18 protein-coding genes are annotated in these 20,284 nt (G+C 53.3%); 9 read left to right on the top strand and 9 right to left on the bottom strand.

Going from position 1 to position 20,284, the window contains the following annotated elements:
* Positions 1–762, top strand: a complete 762-nt coding sequence (locus tag HQ393_RS11275) for a M48 family metallopeptidase (RefSeq protein WP_218871130.1) — start codon at positions 1–3, stop codon at positions 760–762.
* Between the two features lie 875 nt (positions 763–1,637).
* Positions 1,638–2,165 carry an REP-associated tyrosine transposase gene (locus tag HQ393_RS11270; RefSeq protein WP_179355270.1) on the top strand — a complete coding sequence of 176 codons (528 nt, stop codon included), beginning with the start codon at positions 1,638–1,640 and terminating at the stop codon, positions 2,163–2,165.
* A gap of 195 nt (positions 2,166–2,360) precedes the next feature.
* On the opposite strand, the gene HQ393_RS11265 is transcribed toward HQ393_RS11270, so the two are convergent.
* Complete coding sequence (locus HQ393_RS11265) at positions 2,361–3,989, bottom strand: methyl-accepting chemotaxis protein (RefSeq protein ID WP_179355269.1); 1,629 nt, start codon at positions 3,987–3,989, stop codon at positions 2,361–2,363.
* Between the two features lie 187 nt (positions 3,990–4,176).
* On the opposite strand from HQ393_RS11265, the gene HQ393_RS11260 reads away from it, so the two are divergent.
* Positions 4,177–4,683, top strand: a complete 507-nt coding sequence (locus HQ393_RS11260) for an SRPBCC family protein (RefSeq protein WP_218871128.1) — start codon at positions 4,177–4,179, stop codon at positions 4,681–4,683.
* Between the two features lie 75 nt (positions 4,684–4,758).
* Complete coding sequence (locus HQ393_RS11255; RefSeq protein WP_179355268.1) at positions 4,759–4,998, top strand: CDGSH iron-sulfur domain-containing protein; 240 nt, start codon at positions 4,759–4,761, stop codon at positions 4,996–4,998.
* A 17-nt stretch (positions 4,999–5,015) separates the two neighbouring features.
* Here HQ393_RS11255 and HQ393_RS11250 read toward each other — a convergent pair whose 3' ends face one another.
* Positions 5,016–5,816, bottom strand: coding sequence for a substrate-binding periplasmic protein (locus HQ393_RS11250; protein ID WP_179355267.1), 801 nt, complete (start codon positions 5,814–5,816; stop codon positions 5,016–5,018).
* A 168-nt stretch (positions 5,817–5,984) separates the two neighbouring features.
* Here HQ393_RS11250 and HQ393_RS11245 point away from each other — a divergent pair, with 168 nt between their 5' ends.
* The 4 genes from HQ393_RS11245 to HQ393_RS11230 all read left to right on the top strand — a co-directional run bounded on the left by HQ393_RS11245 (position 5,985) and on the right by HQ393_RS11230 (position 8,587).
* Positions 5,985–6,431: a tetratricopeptide repeat protein gene (locus HQ393_RS11245; protein WP_179355266.1), complete on the top strand. Its 447-nt coding sequence runs from the start codon at positions 5,985–5,987 to the stop codon at positions 6,429–6,431.
* 82 nt (positions 6,432–6,513) lie between these two features.
* Positions 6,514–7,410, top strand: a complete 897-nt coding sequence (locus tag HQ393_RS11240) for a histone deacetylase family protein (RefSeq protein WP_179355265.1) — start codon at positions 6,514–6,516, stop codon at positions 7,408–7,410.
* Positions 7,411–7,423: 13 nt separating this feature from the next.
* Complete coding sequence (locus tag HQ393_RS11235; RefSeq protein ID WP_179355264.1) at positions 7,424–7,774, top strand: 4a-hydroxytetrahydrobiopterin dehydratase; 351 nt, start codon at positions 7,424–7,426, stop codon at positions 7,772–7,774.
* Positions 7,775–7,885: 111 nt separating this feature from the next.
* On the top strand, positions 7,886–8,587 hold the full coding sequence (locus tag HQ393_RS11230; RefSeq protein WP_179355263.1) for a substrate-binding periplasmic protein: 702 nt from the start codon (positions 7,886–7,888) through the stop codon (positions 8,585–8,587).
* A gap of 13 nt (positions 8,588–8,600) precedes the next feature.
* On the opposite strand, the gene HQ393_RS11225 is transcribed toward HQ393_RS11230, so the two are convergent.
* From HQ393_RS11225 to HQ393_RS11210, 4 genes are all read right to left on the bottom strand, one after another.
* Entirely contained in the window at positions 8,601–9,806 is a 1,206-nt protein-coding gene (locus HQ393_RS11225) for an EAL domain-containing response regulator (protein ID WP_281361496.1), read from the bottom strand.
* A 216-nt stretch (positions 9,807–10,022) separates the two neighbouring features.
* Complete coding sequence (gene panD, locus HQ393_RS11220) at positions 10,023–10,403, bottom strand: aspartate 1-decarboxylase (protein WP_179355261.1); 381 nt, start codon at positions 10,401–10,403, stop codon at positions 10,023–10,025.
* 179 nt (positions 10,404–10,582) lie between these two features.
* Positions 10,583–11,167 (bottom strand): hypothetical protein, encoded by a 585-nt coding sequence (locus tag HQ393_RS11215; protein ID WP_179355260.1) that lies wholly within the window; start codon positions 11,165–11,167, stop codon positions 10,583–10,585.
* A gap of 83 nt (positions 11,168–11,250) precedes the next feature.
* Positions 11,251–13,101, bottom strand: coding sequence for a ribonuclease catalytic domain-containing protein (locus HQ393_RS11210; RefSeq protein WP_179355259.1), 1,851 nt, complete (start codon positions 13,099–13,101; stop codon positions 11,251–11,253).
* Positions 13,102–13,226: 125 nt separating this feature from the next.
* Between HQ393_RS11210 and HQ393_RS11205 the strand changes: the two genes are divergently transcribed.
* Positions 13,227–16,109 carry an AAA family ATPase gene (locus HQ393_RS11205; RefSeq protein WP_179355258.1) on the top strand — a complete coding sequence of 961 codons (2,883 nt, stop codon included), beginning with the start codon at positions 13,227–13,229 and terminating at the stop codon, positions 16,107–16,109.
* A 48-nt stretch (positions 16,110–16,157) separates the two neighbouring features.
* Here the strand turns inward: HQ393_RS11205 and prfA are convergent, their stop codons facing one another.
* From prfA to HQ393_RS11190, 3 genes are all read right to left on the bottom strand, one after another.
* Entirely contained in the window at positions 16,158–17,237 is a 1,080-nt protein-coding gene (gene prfA / locus HQ393_RS11200) for a peptide chain release factor 1 (RefSeq protein ID WP_179355257.1), read from the bottom strand.
* 220 nt (positions 17,238–17,457) lie between these two features.
* Positions 17,458–18,711 carry a glutamyl-tRNA reductase gene (gene hemA, locus HQ393_RS11195; RefSeq protein WP_179355256.1) on the bottom strand — a complete coding sequence of 418 codons (1,254 nt, stop codon included), beginning with the start codon at positions 18,709–18,711 and terminating at the stop codon, positions 17,458–17,460.
* Positions 18,712–18,865: 154 nt separating this feature from the next.
* Positions 18,866–20,167: an NAD(P)/FAD-dependent oxidoreductase gene (locus HQ393_RS11190; protein ID WP_179355255.1), complete on the bottom strand. Its 1,302-nt coding sequence runs from the start codon at positions 20,165–20,167 to the stop codon at positions 18,866–18,868.
* Between the last annotated feature and the right edge of the window lie 117 nt (positions 20,168–20,284).

The following is a 20,284-nucleotide window of genomic DNA, read 5'->3' as shown; positions in this document are numbered from 1 at the left end:
TTGAACGTCGCAATCAAACCGAAGCAAAAGCCGAGCAAAACTACGCTGTCGTTCAACTATTCCGACGAGCAGATTAGTTTTGAGCGGCTACCGCGCACAGAAGGCAATGGCAAAATCCTGATCAAAGTATTGCCAGATTGCCGTGTGCAAATCAGCGCACCTGAAACGGCCAGTGATGAGCAAGTGATTGCTGCTGCCAAACAGCGTGCGCGCTGGATTTATCAGCAACTACGCGAGTTCCGATCCCGCCTAGAACACGTACGCCCACGGCAATACATCAGCGGCGAAAGCCACTACTACCTTGGCAAACAGTACGTCCTGAAAGTCATCGAAAACCTCACTGAGAAGCCATCCGTAAAACTATTACGAGGAAAGATCGAAGTAACGGTACGGGAAAAGTCAGCAGAGAAAATCAGCGCACTGCTTGCCGACTGGTACAAAGCGCGAGCGAAAGAAGTCTTTGTCCGTCGATTAGAAGCAATGCTGGAGCAAGCCCTATGGGTTAGTGAAAAGCCACCACTACGGGTTCTAACCATGCAAACCCAATGGGGAAGCTGTTCACCAGCAGGACGTCTGACGCTCAACCCTCACTTAGTCAAAGCACCAAGAGATTGTATCGATTATGTGATCTTGCACGAGCTATGCCACCTAGCTGAACACAACCACAGCGAGCGGTTTTACCGACTAATTGGGCAGGTGATGCCGAATTGGGAAAAGGTGAAAAGCAGGTTGGATAGTTCGGCGAATATGTTGATTTCCTGAAAGGCATCTCACTTCTGCCGTAATGAAATTTGCATGACAATAAAGGCTCATTCGAAAAAAGTAGTTAAATGACCCCCAGCAAAGCTGGGGGATACCATGGGGATCATTCGGACTTTGATACGATAAATCAGGAAATCACTATTTTGCCTGCAATATTCAATCAACGGGCATTGGCGGCTGTGCGCCGCGGCACTGACTTTCTTTGCTTCGCCAAAGAAAGTCAGCAAAGAAAGGCGACCCCTCATCAAGTTTTGCTACGCAAAATGCCCTCGCTGCGGACAATCGGCAAGGCGGCGGGCTTTAACAAAACAGAGCCCGCCGAATTCCCTTGCCGCTTGTTCCTCGCTCGGCTTGATGACAGGGAAAACTGCGCAGACCGACGATTGTGGAATATACCTGCTGTGGTGTTGCTCTAAAGGTATTTAGCCTATTGGTTTTTATCGATATACCCATGGTAATTTTGTATGAGCTCTATGGGCTGGGGTTTTTAATCCCCTGTCGCCCATCGCCGAGGGAGTGGAGTGAGACAAACTGTTTTATCGTTTGGCTCGCGACCGACTGAGGGAAGCCCGGAGGGCCGCAGGCGGGGGGCTCCTTTGGGGTGTTGGGGGCTTTGGAGAAGCAAAGCCCCCAACCTGTCTGCGCGGCGGAACGCGCACCAAAATCTCGCGGCGTAGCCGCATAAAAACCTGCTTTGCTCGTTAGGCGGTCGAAGCCGCCGGTTTACCGCCTGCGCCAGCAGGCTAGGCAATCGTGAATCAATTAATTGCGGCCGTAGGGTGTAATAAGCGAAGCGCATTACACCGGTTTGTTTGGCACGAAGATGCGCGTCTAAAGGTGCAATGCGCATCGCTTTTGCACCCTACAATGGGTGTATGGCTAATTATCATCGCATCTGGTGCCCTGGCGGCACGTATTTCTTTACGGTCAATCTATTGCAACGATCCGGTAATGATTTACTGGTGCGGCATGTTGATGCGCTGCGCGAGGTGGTGCTGCATGTTCAAAGGCGGCATCCGTTTCTGATTCATGCGTGGGTGGTTTTACCTGATCATCTGCATTGTGTGATTGAGTTGCCCGCAGCAGATGCTGATTTTGCCCGTCGCTGGCATTTGATCAAATCTGACTTTTCAAAACGAATTCCCAAAAACGAGGTTCGATCGGCCATTCGCTTAAAGCGTGGGGAGCGGGGGATTTGGCAGCGTCGCTACTGGGAGCATTTGATTCGGGATGAATGGGATTTTGCTGCGCATTGCAATTATGTTCATATCAATCCACTGAAGCATGGTTTGGTGACGCAGGTGAAGGACTGGCCCTATTCGACATTTCATCGCTGGGTGCTACAAGGCGATTACCCTTTGAATTGGGCGGGTTCGGATGAGTTGCCCGATTATCAGGATTGAGGTGTTTTCATGGTGTAATGCGCTTCGCTTATTACACCCTACAGCGCTCATTAGAACGAATTGCCCGGCGAATGGCCGATTCACCGCCTGCGCTAGCAGGCTAATCTTTCTATTTAACTGTTCTACGCTGCAAATATCGGCAATAAAAAACCGCCCCCAAAGGCGGTTTTTTAACTTCAAGTTTCAAGCCCGTAATTACAAACGGAAGCGCTTCACGACACTATGTAATGCGCCTGCCATTTGATTGAGGCCATTCAAGGTCTGCCGCGTTTGCTGCAGCGCTTGGTCGGTGGTGCTGACTTGTTGGCTGATGCGCTCGGAGACTTGCGCGATTTGCTCGGTGGCGAGCGATTGCTCGCGGGTGGCGGCGGAGATTTCGTTGATTTGCATGAGCACGCCTTGCATTTCGTTTTGCATGGTGGCGATGCGGGTGTTGACGTCGTCGACGGTCTGGCGGCTGATTTCAGCGCCGCTGGCCGTGGCGGTGGTGCGCTCGACGGCGCGGGCGGTTTCTTCGCAGATATTGCCCAATAGCGTTTCGATTTCGATCGTGGCACGCGCGGTGCGCTCGGCCAGACTACGTACTTCGTCGGCGACAACGGCAAAGCCACGGCCTTGCTCGCCCGCGCGGGCGGCTTCGATCGCGGCGTTGAGCGCCAGCAGATTGGTCTGGTTGGCGATATCTTTAATCACATTGGTGATGTTATTAATTTGTTTGGATTCGGTGTCGAGCTGGCTGATCGAGTCGGCCAGCGCGTGCAGCGTGCTGCCCATGGTGGCGGCTTGCTGTTTCATCTGGCCCATCGATTGCGCGCTGCTGCGTGCGCCGGCGTCGGCTTGGCTGACGGCGCGTTCGACTTGGCTGGTGCTATCGGCAATGTGCGAGATGCTGACGGTGACTTCTTCGATTGTGGCGGCGGTTTCGGAGACCAGATCAGCTTGCGAGCGCGATTCTTTGGCCAATTGCTCGACCACGCGTTCAATGTTTTGTACGCCTTGATTCAGGCGTGTGGTTTCGGTTTCCACGGTGCTGATGAGTTTATGTAGCTCGCCAATAAACTGGTTGAACGCGCCTGCGATCTGGCCGGTTTCATCTTGGCGGCTGGCGTCGAGGCGCGTGGTAAGGTCGGCTTCACCGCTATTGAGCTGGCGCATCGCGGCGAGCAGGTTTTCCAGTGGGCGGGCCACTAGATTGCTCAGCCAAAATGAAACGATGGCGGCTATCAAAATCAAGACCAGACCCGCGCCGACTTCTTTGAGTAGCAAGGTGCGCAGCGTATTTTGCACTACGCCCAAATCTGCATCGGCCACTGCGACAATCGTTGTGCCGTTGGCGGTGCGGAAAGGCAAGTAAATCGAACGGAAACTGCCGTAGCTGCTGGTGTATTCAGCCCAGGTGAGCTTGTTTTCACGCAAGGCGGTGAGCAATTCGGCGTTGGGCGTTTCGTAGAGCTTGAGGTATTGCTCAAGATTGGGGTCTTTTTCTTCGTCGGGCGAGAGCGAAGAGACGACATAGTAGGGCTTGTTGTCTTTGAGGACAAAGCTGTACACGTAAGGTAAGCCGAGTGATTCGGCAAAGCGGGTGAGTTTCACGCTCAGTGCGCGCATCTGTTTGAGATCCGCACTCTCGCGTGGCGTAAGCTGAGTGTGTAGCTCGTCAGGCATCATAAATCGATAGCCATTGGCGGCGGCAATCAACTGATCGTCGATGGCCTTCATCGCGACGGTGCGGGTTTCGAAGTAGCTGAAGATACAGAAAGTAAGCACCGCCAGCGAGGTGAGCAGAATCAGTACCAGTCTGATTTTGGCCTTGAGCGTTTTCATAATGGCAACTGTCAGCTTGTAAGGTCAAGAGTTTGCCACCATAGCAAATTGGCAGGTTGGTGGTTAGTAGGGGATGTCGCCAAGTGCTTTATTTTTCTATCATGTATATGCAATATAAATATCGCTCCGTTGCATGCCTTGCCAGCGGCTGCAATCACTGAGTTTTAGCCCTAGGATGGAGTTTTTGATGACGATGAATAATGCACAATTTGACGCCACGCTGGATCTGGTTTTTGAGCGCGAAGTGCCTTTGCCGCCCGAAGCAATCTGGGCGGCATGGACACAGCCTGAACATGTGGTGCACTGGTTTACGCCTGCGCCGTGGCAAACCACTGAATGCCAGATCGATTTACGAGTCGGCGGGCTGTTTCATACCGAGATGAAAGGGCCTGAGCCGGGGCAGCAGTTCTCCGGCATCGGCTGCTATCTGGAGTTGCTTCCCCATCGTCGACTGGTGTGGACCAATGCTTTGCTGCCGGGCTTTCGCCCAAATCCATCCTTTGCAGACAGTAGTTGTGGTGATTTCCCATTTACGGCTCAGATCGAGCTGGAGCCGATCGCCGGTGGTACACGCTACACGGCGATTGTGAAACATCGCGATGCAGCGGGTCGCGCGCAGCATGCGGCAATGGGGTTTGAGGAAGGCTGGGGCAAAGCGCTGGAACAATTGATTGCGCATATGCAGCGCATCTGACGCTCAGTTGATCTTATTGCTATCCTGTCCTGCTGCGGCTAGGCTGAAATATCCCGTTTGCAGGAGGTTTCTACCATGTCCGAGCCCATGATTGCCCAGAAAGCCCCGATCGCTGTCGATGTTGAAGCGGGGCAAACTTATCATTGGTGCGCCTGCGGCCATAGCAAAACGCAGCCATTTTGTGATGGCTCGCATCGCTATACCCATATGACGCCGATTAAGTTTGTCGCCGAAGTGAGCGAAACGGTTTATTTTTGCTGCTGTAAACACAGCGAATCCAAGCCATTTTGCGACGGTACGCACGCCCATCTATAAAGTCAGCCTGCGCCAAGTTATGGCGCGCTAAAGCCATATTGATTAAGTAGCTGCTGATAGATGCCTTTGCGCTTGATGTTCTCGAGTGCGGCGCGAAATTGCTCGACGACCGTGTCGTCGGTTTTGTTGCCAAAAGCCATATACATACCATCACTGGGTATGTCCTTGAGCGGGAATACCTTAATCACTTTGCCCTCCATACCCTGACGCATTAGAAAATACATCCCCGGCAGCGTAGAGACGCCCCATAGGTCAATACGCTTGGCCTTTAATTTTTGAATATTCTGCTCATAAGCGCCTTGCCCCGACACGCTATCAATTAAGGGCAATTGCTGCCGACGCAGGTATTGTTCGACCACATCATTATTCGTGGTGCCGATGCGATAGGGTTTCAGGTCCGCAATGCTATTGATGTGTATGTCGGTGCGTGAAGCCAATGCCCACAGGCTGCAATCGGCTGGGGCTATCACCCCCACCCATTTGAATAAATGCTCACGCTCTTTGCTGCGGGTAATCGAGTGGATCAGTATATTGGGTTCATCTTGCGTTAGCTGGTAGATCCGCGCCCAAGGCTGATTTTCGGGCTTGGCTTTGAGGTGCAATTCTTGCAGCACGGCCTGCACTACATCGGTGCTTAGCCCTGTGACTTCGCCACTGCCATCATCGTAGTTATACGGTGGAAATTCGGAGGTCAAAACACGGATCGGCGGTAGCGGTGATTTTTCTACTGCGTTTAGGGGCTGCCATACGCTGAGCAATGTCAGCACGATGACAAGGCATTTCCAAGGCAATGTGCTGTGGGTGTGCTGTGTCTGCATGATGTGCCCCACCTAGATCGTGTGGTTTAACTATTGTTGGTGTGACAGCTTTGGGCAAGGGATTTATGGTGGGGGATGTCACCGTACGTCTGGCGGCTCAATGCTTCATCTGCCAGCCTGCCGCGGAAGTCTGTCTAGGATTAAATATGTCAAAGACGGGAGCCGAGCATGAAACAAATAGTATTGATTTGCGGTTTGATTTCGAGCTTGGCGCTGGCCTCTGGCGGTGGCGGCCCTGCGCCACAAAGCAGTGCGAATCAAACCAGTCAGCAACTGATCGAGGTTGAGCGATTGGTGAAGGCGCAGCAATGGACAGCCGCCGAGGCGCAGCTCAAAGCCTTGCGTGTCAGGGCATCGGATCAGGCCGATGTCTGGAATTGGTCGGGCTATGTGGCGCGCAAATCTGGGCGTTTGTCAGAGGCTTTTCCGTATTACGAGCGGGCACTCCAGATAAATCCTCGGCATCTGGGCGCGCATGAGTATCTGGGTGAGGCATATTTGCAAGTGGGCGATGTCGGCCATGCACAGGCGCAACTCGATATTTTGCGGACCTTATGTGGCCAATGCGAAGAGGCTGAGGATCTGGCGGTGGAAATTAGCAAATCCAAGCCATGAGTGCGATCGCAGTACTACCGCGAAACTTCTTTAGTGTGGCTTTGACGTATGATGGCGGCACATTGTTTGCGATCGACATCGAATGAAGATTTTCCGCTCAGACCAATATCCATTGCCCTTGCCAACGGGTCATCGCTTTCCTGCAATTAAATACCCCATGCTGTATCAGGTTGTAATCCAATTTGCAAAAGGATATGTGGTCGATACCCCTAGTGTGACGGATACCGAGTTAGCTATTGCGCACACCGACGAATACGTACGCAAAATGAGTGTGGGTGACTTAAGTGCTGCGGAGCAGCGGGTCATCGGCCTGCCTTGGTCGGCTGCCTTGGTCGAGCGTTCGCGTGCATCGACCGGCGCCACCATCGCCGCTTGCCGCGCCGCTTTGGCTGAGGGTTGCGGAGTGAGCTTGGCTGGGGGCACGCATCATGCATTTGACGATCATGGCAGTGGATTTTGCGTCTTTAACGATAGCGCGGTGGCGCTGAAGCTATTGCAAAGCGCAGGTCTCATTCAGCGGGCGCTGGTGATTGATCTGGATGTGCACCAAGGCAATGGCACGGCGAAGATGCTGGCCAATGAGTCAAGCCTATTTACCTTTTCAATGCATGGCGCGAATAACTATCCATTTGATAAGCAAGAGAGCGATTGGGATATTGAGCTGGCAGACGCTTGCGATGATGCAAGCTACTTGACCGAATTGGCTGGCGCTTTGCCGCAGCTGTTTGCGCTGGCTCAGCCGGATTTGGTGATTTATCTGGCGGGCGCTGATGCCTATATTGGCGATCGCTTGGGGAAGCTGAATTTATCGATGGCTGGCTTACTCAAGCGCGATGAGATGGTGCTAGATACTTGTTTGCGGTTTGGCGTGCCCGTCGCGCTGACCATGGGTGGTGGCTATGCTGAGCCTATCGCAGATACCGTGGCGATTCAGGCCGCCACCGTAAGGGCTGCGGTTCAGCGGTTTGGCAAGGGCTAAATAGGAGGGCGTGATGGATGAAATAAATCCCGATTTACAACAAAAATGTGAGGCCTGCCGTGCCGGTGCGCCGCAAGTTAGCGACGCCGAGTTGGCCGAGTTGATGCGTGCGATTCCTGATTGGACGCCGATTGTGGTCGATGGCGTGCTGCAATTGCAGCGCGTGTATGCCTTTCGCAATTTTGCCGAGGCCTGGGCGATGAGTAACCGCGTGGCAACGCTGGCCGAGGAGGTGGGACACCACCCCGCGCTTTTGCTGGAATGGGGGCGACTGACCGTGACGTGGTGGTCGCACAAAATCCGTGGCTTACATCGGATGGATTTTGAATTAGCTGCCAAGACCGATCGCTTGTTGATTGAATAGGGTCGCGAAGTCGCATCCATCGCTTGCCTTCAGTCACGCCAGATGTCGTTCGTCGGCGTCTAGGGTGGCAGCTTGTAAGTGATTGACTACACTCCAGAAAAAGGAGTGAATATGCTACGCCGTATTGCCCCGTTCGCGCTGCTATTGGCCTGCTCAATGCTCGAGGCCGCGCCCATTAAACTGGTTACCGGCCCTGATTATGCGCCGTTTGCTGATCCAGCCCTACCCAATGGCGGCATTGCGACTGAGTTGGTGATTGCCGCTTTTCAACAAGCTGGTGAGCAGACTGCGCTGGAGTGGCGTCCTTGGAGTAATGGCTATCACGCCACGCTCAAGGGCGAATTCGTTGCGACCTTTCCCTATATGCGTACCCCCGAGCGGGAAAAAGTGTTTTTATATTCCGAGCCGCTATTTGATTTGAAGTTTTATGTATTTGGGCATGCCGGTGCGGCGCTCGATGGACGCAATTTAGCTAGTTTGAAGGGGCATCGTTATTGTCAGCCTTTGGGCTGGGCGCTGCTGCCTGCTATTGATGCAATGGTCAAATCGGGCGACCTGCTGATTCAGCGCCCCAACGATATGACGGCCTGCCTTAAGCTTATTGCCGCTGGGCACAGCGATTTTACGATTACCGATAAAGAGCAGGGCTTGCGTAGCATTGCAAAAAGCGCAAAAGCACAGTCTGATATTGTGCCCTTGGGTGGGCAGATGGATAGCTTGTCGCTGCATTTGATTGTGCCGCGCGCCTTGCCCAATGGCGAAGAGATATTAAAGCGGTTTAATCAGGGCCTACAGGCCGTACGGGCGCGCTAACCGTATTTTGCGGCTAAATTTGCGGGGAGTGGGGCTCGGCTTGATGCGCTAATTGTCGTAACGGGTCGATGTTCTCGCGCAGCCATGGGGCAATCTCTGCCGCGGATAAGCCTGTGCCGACCAAGGGCCCTTGCGCATAATCACAATGAATCTGTTTCAGCATTTGCCATTGCGCCAGTTGGCTTAAACCATCGATGGTTACTTTCATATTCAGCTTGTGCGCCAGAGCGATCATTTGCTCGAATAGCACCAAACTCAACGTCTCGTACATGGCTTTGTCGAGGACTTCGCGATCCAGTATCAACTCGTTAAATGGTACGCGTCCCATATAACGCACCCAATCGAAGTGCACCGAATAATCGCGGATGGCGAGGCCGATATTTTGAATTCGTAAAATATTCAAGGCTGGCAGCATCGCGTCACTATCTTGGGCCAATGCTTGGGCGCTCACTTCGAAGCAAATGGCCGATTCACTTAAGCCAGAATTTTCAATCTTTGCCAATAAAGTGCGCGCTTGTAATGGCGATGCGACGAGCTTCGCTGGCAGATCAAGCTGAACCGACAGTGGCAAGCCTTTACTGGCCCAGGTTTGGATCTGGCTCAGTACCGTATCGAGGTGTTGGTTATACGCTTGCAGATAGATTCGGCTATCGGCAATTTGATTGGCATATTGTGCTGCATGCAGCGGGCCATGCTCGGGGTGAAGCCAAACCATCTGGGCTGATAGTCGTTTGACTAAACCAGTTTCCAGCACGGTGCGCGGGGTATAACTGGATATCACCTGACCTGCGGCGAGGGCGGTGCTAAATTCATCTTCACTACATTCGATCTGTACTGCGGTGGGATTGCTTGCCGAAGGTAAATGCAGTGGTAATTGCTCCAGCATGGCGCTGGTGAGCGGTTTTTGCAGCACTTGCAGTAAATTTAACCCCGATTGTCGTGCCATATAGCCGACAGATTCCAGCAGGCTAGCTTCGCGCGAACTTAATACCACGACAGCCATATGTAGTTGCAGGCGAGCGAGCTCTTGCAAAAGCGCTACGCCGTTAATGCCGGGCATTTCCAGATCAAGCAGTACTAAATCAGGCAGATTGATGGATTTTTTGAGTTTTAATAAAGCATCAAGACCATCTGAAGCCGTTTCAACTACGTTCCAGCCGAGGCGTGTGCATAGCGCAATCGCATGCTGAAGTTGCACGCTTGAATCATCCACAATCATTACCCTAAGAGCTGAAGCGGGGGTGAGGAGTGTAGTGGTCGCAGTCATGACGAGGTAGGGGTCCGTTTCGGTCTATTTCACTATAGCCTAGTCCTTTACCTTCGCTGTTTGTAATCGGTGATATGGCGTTAACTGCTGCCAGATGCCGCCATGAGGGAGATTGCAGTATAAAAAAACCCGCTTGAAGAAGCGGGTTTTGCTGTGCGGCGAGTTTGATTAATTTTGCTGCGTCGGAATCGCATTGCTGCTGTGCGTAATGCGATTATTGCTGTCGACGTAGACCAAAGAAGGCTTGTGATGAGTGAGCTCTTCTTCGTTGTAGTCGGCAAACGTTGCGATAATCAGCAAATCGCCCACTTGTGCATGACGTGCCGCCGAGCCATTTACCGAGATAATGCCTGAGCCGCGCTGGCCTTTGATCGCGTAAGTTGAAAAACGCGCGCCATTATTGATATTCCAAATATCAATGGCTTCGTATTCGCGAATATTGGCCGCTTCCAGCAGATTTTCATCGATGGCGCAGGAGCCTTCGTAGTGCAATTCAGCATGCGTTGCTGTCACGCGATGCAGTTTAGATTTGAGCATATTACGTTGCATGGTGTTCTCCCGCGCGGGGTCAGTGATAAGACAAAAATTCTCACGCGGCGTCACTTAAGCCTTGCAGTACATTGTCTTCGGCTTAGATTCTTGCATGAGAATGTTTGTTTGGTTCTTTAGAACCCAAAAGATAGGCGCGATTATAAAACTTTGAATCAAAAAGCCAAGCTGAATATGTATCAGGCAGGGCGATAAATCAGGCATCCGTCGAGTAAATATTCACCATCCTTGGTGCGTGCATCAGGGGCGATGCGGTCAAACTCGAAACGGGCGCCGTCCAAAATCAGCCAGGCAGGAATCGGTTTTTCCTGAAATCGCCCTAAAGACTCTTCGGCGCGCACGATATCGCGCGGCTGAAAACTCGGTTTGACCGGCCCTGCCCGACGATATTCGGCTGCATCTTCCCGTGCATCGAGTTCCTCAGGCAAAGGCTGTTCTCGCACGTAGGCGCTCGGGGCGGTTTCTTGATTTTGAAGGGGTAAATTACGCAGATACAGATTAAATAAAATGCGCGGCAGCACCACACGTTTCACTTGCTTATCTGAATTGATAACGCAGGCCACGCTAAAATCGGCGCCGCAAGACTCGCAATGCGCTTTGGCGGCGATGGCAATATGATTTTCTATCAGGCGAGCCACGCCATGCATGTGTTTCGCATGCAGCATTTTGCCGCAGGCAACGCAGGGCTTGGAAAACTGTTTGATCTCTTGGCCGTTGGCAAACTTCAACGGTAGAAAATCACTGAGGCGGCGGTTAGGCTGCATCGATTAATCCTTCACAATATTCATGACTGCGACGGCCACAAGTTACATGGCGAGGAAGGCCAGCTTTGTGCTGGCCTTGGCGCTTAAATCGTGGCGATTCGAGCTTCCACTGCTAGCTCCAGATAATCAATCTTGAGTCGCTGTAGTGAGACTGTTGTTCCCGCCGGCAGTTCCGGCAAGCCGCCCACGCGCAAGACCAAAGGCATGCCATCGACGCGCACCAAATTTTCCTTGATCACTTGCGCCGTAAACTCACGCATATTCTCTTGTTCTAGATAACGGATGCACCAATAGCGCTCCATTTTGTCCTGAAAATCTGCATAAGCGGCATAGGCGGCGTCAAATGACGAAATCGCGGTGAATAACTCGGCGTCGTTCTTCTGATAGCGCGGCTTTTCACCCTTGAGCATCGCAACTAATTGTTGCTGATTGATGAAGTCCACCGCGCGGCGCAGCGGCGAGCTGGACCACATATAGCATTCAACACCCAAGCCAGCGTGGGCCGTTGGTTGGGTTGAGAGTTTCACGCGGCCACCGCCTTGCGAGCGGTAAATGCCGGCGATTTGCGCGTCACGCAGGTTTGCGCCCCATTGGCTATTAACCAGAATCATCAGCTCGGCGACAAGCTTATCCATCGGCGCGCCGCGTTTGCGCGGCACGATGCGAACGCGTTCGGGCTGACCCTCTTCGCGATCAATATAAAAGCTGTAATCAAGTCGAACTGGGCCAACCTGATCAGCTTTACCGCGACGGCCTTCGAGTGCTCCGGCCAAATGCCACAGGAAAGTCAGCTCGGATTTCCATTGGTAATCCGGCCCGTCTTGGCCCGCTGTTTCTTCATTAAAGAAAGGCTCGATGTCGTGGTGGCGCAAATTGGCGACCACTGGCACACGCTCGATCACCGAACGATGATTCAGAATATCGTAGCCCAGCGAGACTTCGAGGTACATCGACACCGCAGGGCGTGCCGCACCTTCTTGCAGTGTGAATACCTCAACGGCGTCATCAGGCAGCATCGTAATTTTGTCGCCGGGAAAATACACGGTCGACAAGCGATCGAGCACGACTTGATCGAGCGTCGTGCCCGGCAAAATACCCAGCACGGGCGCGGCAATATGGATGCCAACTTGCCAGTTACCATTCGGCAATTTTTTCAGACTAAACGCATCGTCAATTTCGGTGGTGGTCGCGTCGTCAATCGAGAAGGCTTCGACGTCGGCCAGTGGCAAATCTTCAGGTGCGAATACTGGCTCGGCAGCGGGAAAACCACGCCCTTTAGGGAAATGCTCGCTCAGGAAGGCATCCAGATGGTATTGCGCCACATCGGGAATCGCGCCATTTTTCTCGAGCAAACGCAGCGGCGACATTTGCGCGCTGTCGGCTGCTTGGGCAAGGGCTTTATATTCGAGGCTATTTTTATCTGGGCGATGTATTAGTCTGTGAAGCTTTTCTTGCAAGGCTTGTGGCAATATACCCGCCAATAGATCGGCTTCCCATGCGGCTATTTGCTCGGCTTCGCGCGCTTTGCGTTCCAGACCTGCAATCGCAGCTTTGAGGTTTTCTTCGGGGGCTGCTTTGTAGCGGCCTTTGCCTTTGCGATAGAAATACATCGGCGAGCCATGCAGCGCGATGGCTGCTGCGGCTTGCTGACTTAGATTCGGGTTGGCGCCAAAATATTCGGCAGCGATGTCGGCAAAGCCAAATTCATCCGTGCCACAACATTCCCATAGGAAGTTGACGTCGATTTCTTCCGCCAGTGTTTGGGCTGTTTTATAAAAGTCATCTAGGCTTATGCGGTCAAAACGCAACAGTACGTTCGCCGTTTTAATTTTGCTGCGTTTGCCGCGCGCGTCTTCCACCTGCATGCTGGCAGCCTGCTCATCATTGATGCTGGCGACTTTAAAGCTGCCATCTTCCTCGTAAAAAACATTCATCGCCGTCATCAACCGTTGCGCTAAGGCCAAAACCGTCAATTATATCAAAGCCTTTTGCGGCTGAGGCATGGAAAGTTGGGATTAAATCGGCGACAATCGACAAAATAACTTGGAAATGACCCACTTTGTCAGTCAACGAGCAGGCCGTATCGCCTACAACCCCACTTTCTGCCGCTGAGCCAGAGTTACTGGAGCGTCGCTCTGCGACGAATCAGCTGCGCTTTGCCTTGGCAGAAACCGCTGCGGGTGCGGGGGTGCTGGCCATGCTGGTGGGTGAGGCAGGCTCGGGAAAAACCCGCCAAGCGCACGACTTGCTGCCGTTTGTGCGCCAACGGGGTGGCATGCTGATTGAAAGCCGGATTGAGTCGCTGAACTGGAGCAATCCGCTCGATAGTTTATTGCTTGGTTTAAGTCAGCTCGCTTTGCCGCTGTGCAAGCAGATGATCGATCCAGGGTTGACTGGGCAGGAGGCGCTGCTGGAAATGGCGCGCCGTCTGGGTTTGATTGATTCAGTCTCGGCACTGGATCTGACCCAAGCCTTGAGCGTGCAGCTTTTGGTGGGCGAACTCTGCAGCTTAGCTGCGTCACAATTGCGGCCTTTGGTGTGGATTATTGATGACGTCGATCTGCTTGATCCAGACGCGATGGCGATTTTGGATTATTTGATCGAGCACCGATCGATTCCCTATTTGATGTTGCTGATGTGCGTGCGCGATGAGCGCGCGCCGATGATTCAGCGCTGGCAGGCGCAAGCGCATTGCCAAGTTTTCCGCCTGGAGCCATTCAGCGTTCGCGATACCGTCAGCTGGCTAATCGAAGAGCAGCATCTCAGCCCGCGCTTAGCAGCGGGAATTGCGCCTTACTTGCAGCAAACCTGCCAGGGTAATCTGCAACTGAGCCGCTTTATGCTCGATAGCCTGGCGGCGCATGATTTATTAAAACCCGTCGCAGAAACGCAGTGGCCGCAGCGCATTCAGCAAATTGCGCTGCAGTTACGCACGCCCGAAGCCGAGTCGTATTTTCGCAGCCAATTATTGTCGCTGCCGGAGACTGGCTTGGAATTATTGCAATGCGCCAGCTTGATCGGGATGGAATTTGACGCGCGTTTGCTGCACGATTATCTGCTCGATGTTGCTGTGCAGGAACATCTGCAATTGGCGCAAGAGCATGGCCTGATTGAAGTGGTTTCGGGTGATATTTGGCGTTTTGTTCACCCGCATTTGCAGCGCTTGGCGCACCAAAGTATCGAGCATAGCTCCGAATCTGAGCTGCACTCTCGTCTGGCGCAGCGAATGATGAAGTTTCCCAATCTGACCTTGCCCGCTTTGCATCATGCGCAATTGGCTGGGTCAGTGTTCAGCTCGGCGGAGTGCGTGAAGTTTGCGCACCATGCCTTGCAGGCGGCGCAGCAGGGGATAGAGCAAGGTAGCCCTTACCATGCCGGCCAGATTTTGGAACAGGTCTTGCAGTTGCTGGGGGATTCAATCTGGCTCGAGCACGCAGCGCTCAGCGAGCAAATAGTGCAAGCGTGGTGTGAGACCTTGCAAGAGCCTGCCCAGCAACAGAGCATTTCGGCTCTATTACGTCGATTGCCCGCGCAAGCGAGCCGGCGAGTGATCTATCTCTTGGCTGCGTGTCAGCTCAGGCTGGCTTTGCTGGGTAATGATTATGCAAACGCTTTTGCTGCCGCAGAAATTGCTTTGCAATATTTGGGCGAGCCCATGGCGATGCAGCCCAGTGCAAGGCAGACGGCGCTGTATTTGTTTAAATGGTGGCTGTTACGACTGCGAAGCAAGCCCAACTTGCCGCCTTGCCACGATGTGCGCATCAATAGTGTGCAAGAAGTGCTGGCTGATTTATTTGGCCCGTGTTTCTTTTCACGCCCTGACCTATTGCCTGCAGTGACGCTTAAGCAACTTATCCTGACTTTGCGCTATGGACCAAGCCCTGCGAGCTCGGGGGCGAAAATTTGCGGCGCGTTGATACTGAGTAGCCTAGGACGCTATCAAGCGGCCTTTGAATTGGCCCACGAAGCGCAGGCCTTATCGCAAACCGTATTAAGTGATCGACAGCGCCATCGAGTACCGATTCTGGATTTCGGCTTTATTCAGCCATGGCGACACAATATGCAGCAGTTGCTGCCCAATGTCTGGCGTTGGCAACAAAATGCGCAAATTCAGGGTGATTTTGAGTTTGCGGGCTACGCGCATTTGTTTTATTTGGGGCATTCGATACTCAGTGGCAGCCCCTTGGCGCATTTGGCGAAAGAAGCAGTCAAAATCGACGAAGATCTGCGCCATACTCGCCAAATGCACCTATTGCCGATGTCGGCTGAGTTTCGCCAGTTTTTGCATAATTTAGTGCAGGGCACTCAAGCGCCGTGGCTGAATCAGGGGCGCTATTTTGACGCCAATATGCTGGCGCAATTGCACGAGCATAATGATGGCTTGAATCTATTTAATTACTATCTTTGCGGCGTATATGCCGCGACATTTTGCCATGCCAGTGATGAGGCGCTGCAATTGATCGAGCAAGCTCAGCCCTATGTGGGCTCGGTGCGGGGCTCGGTGATTGCGGGGTTATTTCGTTATCTGACGGCTTTGAATCGCTGCATGTCGATTGATCGTCATCGCTGGACGCATCGCTTGGCGATGCGAAGAGATATTGCCCAACTCAAACAATGGGCGCAGATGAATCCGGTGTTATTTGCTAGTAAATCTGCTCTATTGCAAGCGCAATGGGCTAGTGTGCAGCAGTTGCCTGAGCAGGCGCAGCGCTTTTATCTGGAAGCGATTGAGTCCGCCCGAGCGCAACAGCAACACAACGAATACGGGATGGCTGCCTTGTATTACGCGCGCTTTTTAATTGGTCGGCAGCAATATCACCATGCGCGGCAAATGCTCAATATTGCGATCGAGCAGTACGATCTGTGGGGTGCAAGCGCGCTGGTTAAATATATTCAGCGTGAATATGGCGCGCTAATCAATAAAAAAACCAAGGGTATTTAGCCCTTGGCTTTTTATTAAATGCTATGTGTGGCAATACCTGGCTGGGTATTAGTTGTCGCCCAGCTCGGCCAGCAATTCTGCCTGCCGCTCACTCATCAAGGCTTGGGTTAATTCGTACAGGTCGCCATCCATAATGAAATCGAGTTTATACAAAGTCAGATTAATGCGGTGATCGGTCATCCTGCCCTGCGGATAATTGTAGGTGCGGATGCGCTCGGACCGATCGCCTGAGCCAATCAGCGATTTACGCTCCGCCGCTTCCTTGGCATTAATTTCCTGCATTTGCGCATCTTTAATCCGCGCCGATAGTACTGCTAAAGCGCGGGCCTTGTTTTTATGCTGGCTGCGGTCGTCCTGACACTCAACAATAATGCCGGTCGGAATATGTACCACGCGCACGGCCGAGTCAGTTTTATTAATATGCTGACCACCCGCACCGCTGGCGCGGAAAGTGTCGATCCGCAAATCGGCCGGGTTGATGTTCACTTCTTCTAGCTCATCAGCCTCGGCCATGACCGCCACGGTACAGGCCGAAGTGTGGATCCGGCCTTGTGTTTCAGTGGCGGGAACGCGCTGTACGCGGTGCGCGCCCGATTCAAATTTCAAGCGTGAATACGCGCCCTGGCCGACGATGCGCGCGATGATTTCTTTGTAGCCACCCAGCTCCGATTCATTGGCCGACATCACTTCGACTTGCCAGCGATTGCGTTCGGCAAAGCGGCTATACATGCGAAATAGGTCGGCGGCGAACAAGGCCGCTTCATCGCCACCCGTACCCGCTCGAATCTCGAGGAAAATATTTCGCTCGTCGTTCGGGTCTTTGGGCAGCAGGGCTTTTTGCAAATCAAGATCGAGTTGCTCCAGGCGCGCTTTGCCGTCCTTGATTTCTTCCTCGGCCATTTCTGCCATTTCGGGGTCAGATAGCATGGCTTCGGCATCGGCTAAATTGGCGTTGATGCGATTAAATTCGTGCCAGAGCTCAACCACGGGCGTTAGCTCGCTGTATTCGCGATTGAGTTTGCGATATTGATCCATGTCGCGCGTGGCTTCTTCCGAGGCCAGCAGCGCGCCGACTTCTTCCAGTCGATCGGCCAATTGGGCCAATTTATTGAGGATAGAGGGTTTCATATTGAGTCCATTTCATACGCCAAATTTGGATTGGCGGATTGAATAAAGTAGTTAAGCAAAAGTTTTCTTGCGTCGTTGTCTCGCCTTGTCGTACTACATGTACTGTCTGCGGCTTCGACGCCTTGCCATAAAACTATTGCACGAGCACTTTTTTGTATTGAGATTTTGTATTCAGAATTGGGGGGCGCTGTGCGCAAGCGGCGGCGATCGGCGAGCGTCGCTAATCAATGTCTTGCAGGCGGTACAGGCGGCGTACCAGATTAACCAGCGTTTCCTGCTCATCGGGCTGGGCATTATTGAGCGCGGCCAGGGGTGCGTGCAGGAATTTATTGCTCAGCAATTGCGCCATCTGCTCGATAACCAACTGCGGGTCTTCGCCATTGGCGAGTTTTTTCTGTGCGCGTTGCAGCTCGGTGCGGGCGAGGCGATCGGCGTGATCGCGCAAATCGCGGATCGTCGGCACCATCGCACGGCTAGCGAGCCAGTTGTTAAATTCGTGGACTTTTTCGTTGACCATTGCTTCGGCGCTCGCAACTTCGGCGCCACGTGACGCCATGCCTTGCTGCACCACCTGCGCCAGATCATCGACGGTATATAGATACGCGTCTTCCAGCTCGCCCACCTCGCTTTCAACATCGCGCGGCACGGCCAAATCGACGATAAACATCGGGCGACGACGACGCGCTTTTAATGCGCGCTCGATCATGCCTTTGCCGACAATCGGCAGCGGGGCGGCGGTCGAAGTAACGACCACATCAAATTCGTGAATGCGCTCGGGCAAATCGGTCAGTAAAATCGCTTCGCCACCGAGTTCTCGCGCCAGAGCCTGGCCGCGCTCTAAAGTGCGGTTGGCGACGACCATCTTACAGGGTGATTGCGCGGAAAAATGCGTGGCGCACAGCTCGATCATTTCACCCGCGCCGATAAATAGCACTTTGCATTCGGCAATCGTCGGGAAGATCCGCTCGGCCAGGCGCACCGAAGCCGCCGCCATCGATACCGATGCCGCACCAATTTTGGTGCGGGTACGCACGTCTTTGGCGACTGAAAACGCGCGCTGGAAAACGCCATTGAGTAGCGTGCCCATCGTGCCGGCTTCGCGTGCGGCGCGTTCGGCGTCTTTCAGTTGCCCCAAAATCTGCGTTTCGCCGACCACCATCGAATCCAAGCCACAGGCGACACGGTAAGCATGGCGCGCAGCTTCAGCACCTTGCAATGTATACAGATGGGGGGTAACGCTTTGCGGGTCTTGTTTTCTATTGTCTGCAAGCCAATACGTTACAGCATCTAAATCGCGGGCGTGACAATACAGCTCGGTGCGATTACAGGTGCTCACAATTGCTGCTTCAAAGACGCCTTTGAGGCTCACTAATTCAGCCAGCGCCGCAGTCATCTCGTCGGGATTAAAGGCAAGCCGCTCCCGTACTGCGACTGGCGCAGTTTGGTAGTTCAGCCCTAAAACAACGAGATTCATTTTGCTCGGATATTCGCTTGAGATAAATGCGCCAAGTCGTGCACTCGCGTAAACGCTGGACGGATTTGGCGCAAAAGAGCGCTATTTTAACCTGAAATCAAGCCTTTGGTTGCGATTGTCGCGGCCAAAGACCGCGACTACCTCGAAGGGGTGATTAGTGAAGTTTCAAAGTCGGCCGGCCAACGCGGCGTAATTTATCGCCTATCCACAGCAACACCGCCAAAACCCAGCCATGCACGGCGGCTTGATGTAGGCGATACAGCGAAGCGTAAATCAACTTGGCGCCACGGCCCTCGACATAATAATCGCGCTTTGGGCCCACCACGGCGGCCAGGCTACCCACCGCAGTATGCTTGCCTAGCGACACCATCATGCCTTGCGGCTTGAAGACAAAAGGCGTGATTTCGCGGCCATTGAGTTTCTTGATCAGCGTTTCGGCCAGCCAGCTCGCCTGCTGGTGCGCCACTTGGGCGGTTGCCGCCAATTGCGGCCCGCCTTCGCCGTTGGGCGCTGCGGCGCAATCGCCGATGGCAAATACCGCTGGGTCAGTTTGGGTTTGCAGGCAGGTGGTGACCTCGATCTGATTATTGCGATTGGTCGCCAAACCCAGCGTCGAGAGCCAGTCGGCGGCTTTCACGCCTGCCGCCCAGACGCGAATCATCGCATCCAAATGCTGGCCGTTGCCCAGTTGAAAACCAGTTTCAGTCACCGCAGCAACGCGGCTATTGCACGCCACCATAATGCCGCGCTGAGCCAGAGCCTCGGTCGCGTATTGCGAAAGCGATTCGGGCGCACCGGACAAAATGCGCGGCGCACCTTCGATAATGGTGATTTCCAGTTGCGCAGGGCTCAGGTTCGCACCGTAGTTATGCATCTCGCGGATGGTGTGGTCGATCTCGGCCGCGAGCTCAACACCCGTTGCGCCGCCGCCGACAATGCCAATAGTCAACTTGCTTGCCCCATTGCCAGAGGCGCCAACGGCAAAGGATAAATCGAGAATCCGGCGGCGAAGTTTTTCAGCATCGTTTGGCGTATTCAAAAACATGCAGTTTTGCTGCGCGCCGGGTGTGCCAAAATCATTGGCGATTGCGCCGAGTGCCAGCACCAAGGTGTCGTAGGCGATTTCGCGCTCGCCCGTCAGTAGCTCGCCTTGCGCGTCTTTCACGCCCGCCAGACGAATCATCTTGCGCTCCCGATCGACTCCTTGCATCCAGCCAAATTCAAATTGATAGCCATTGCGGTAGGCGTGGCCGAAGTAATTAACTTCGTCTTCGCCGGTATTGAGCGCGCCAGTGGCGACTTCGTGCAGCAAAGGCTTCCAGATGTGCGTCGGCGAGCCATCAACCAGAATAATCTGGGCGCGTTTTTTAGCCCCCAATTCACGACCTAATTTCGTTGCCAACTCAAGTCCGCCAGCACCACCGCCGACGATAACAATTTTGTGTGTTGAATTCATGGGTGAGCTTACCTTTTGTGAGGTGCTATTGCTAAGTCTAGCCTTACTTTTTGAGTATGAGGCATGGCTTGAATTGCTGTGTTCTCAACAATCTTAGCAGTGATCCATAGCAAAACG

It is taken from the genome of Chitinibacter bivalviorum, assembly GCF_013403565.1.
Taxonomy (GTDB): Bacteria; Pseudomonadota; Gammaproteobacteria; order Burkholderiales; family Chitinibacteraceae; genus Chitinibacter; species Chitinibacter bivalviorum.
This window is presented reverse-complemented; position numbering and strand designations above follow the sequence as displayed.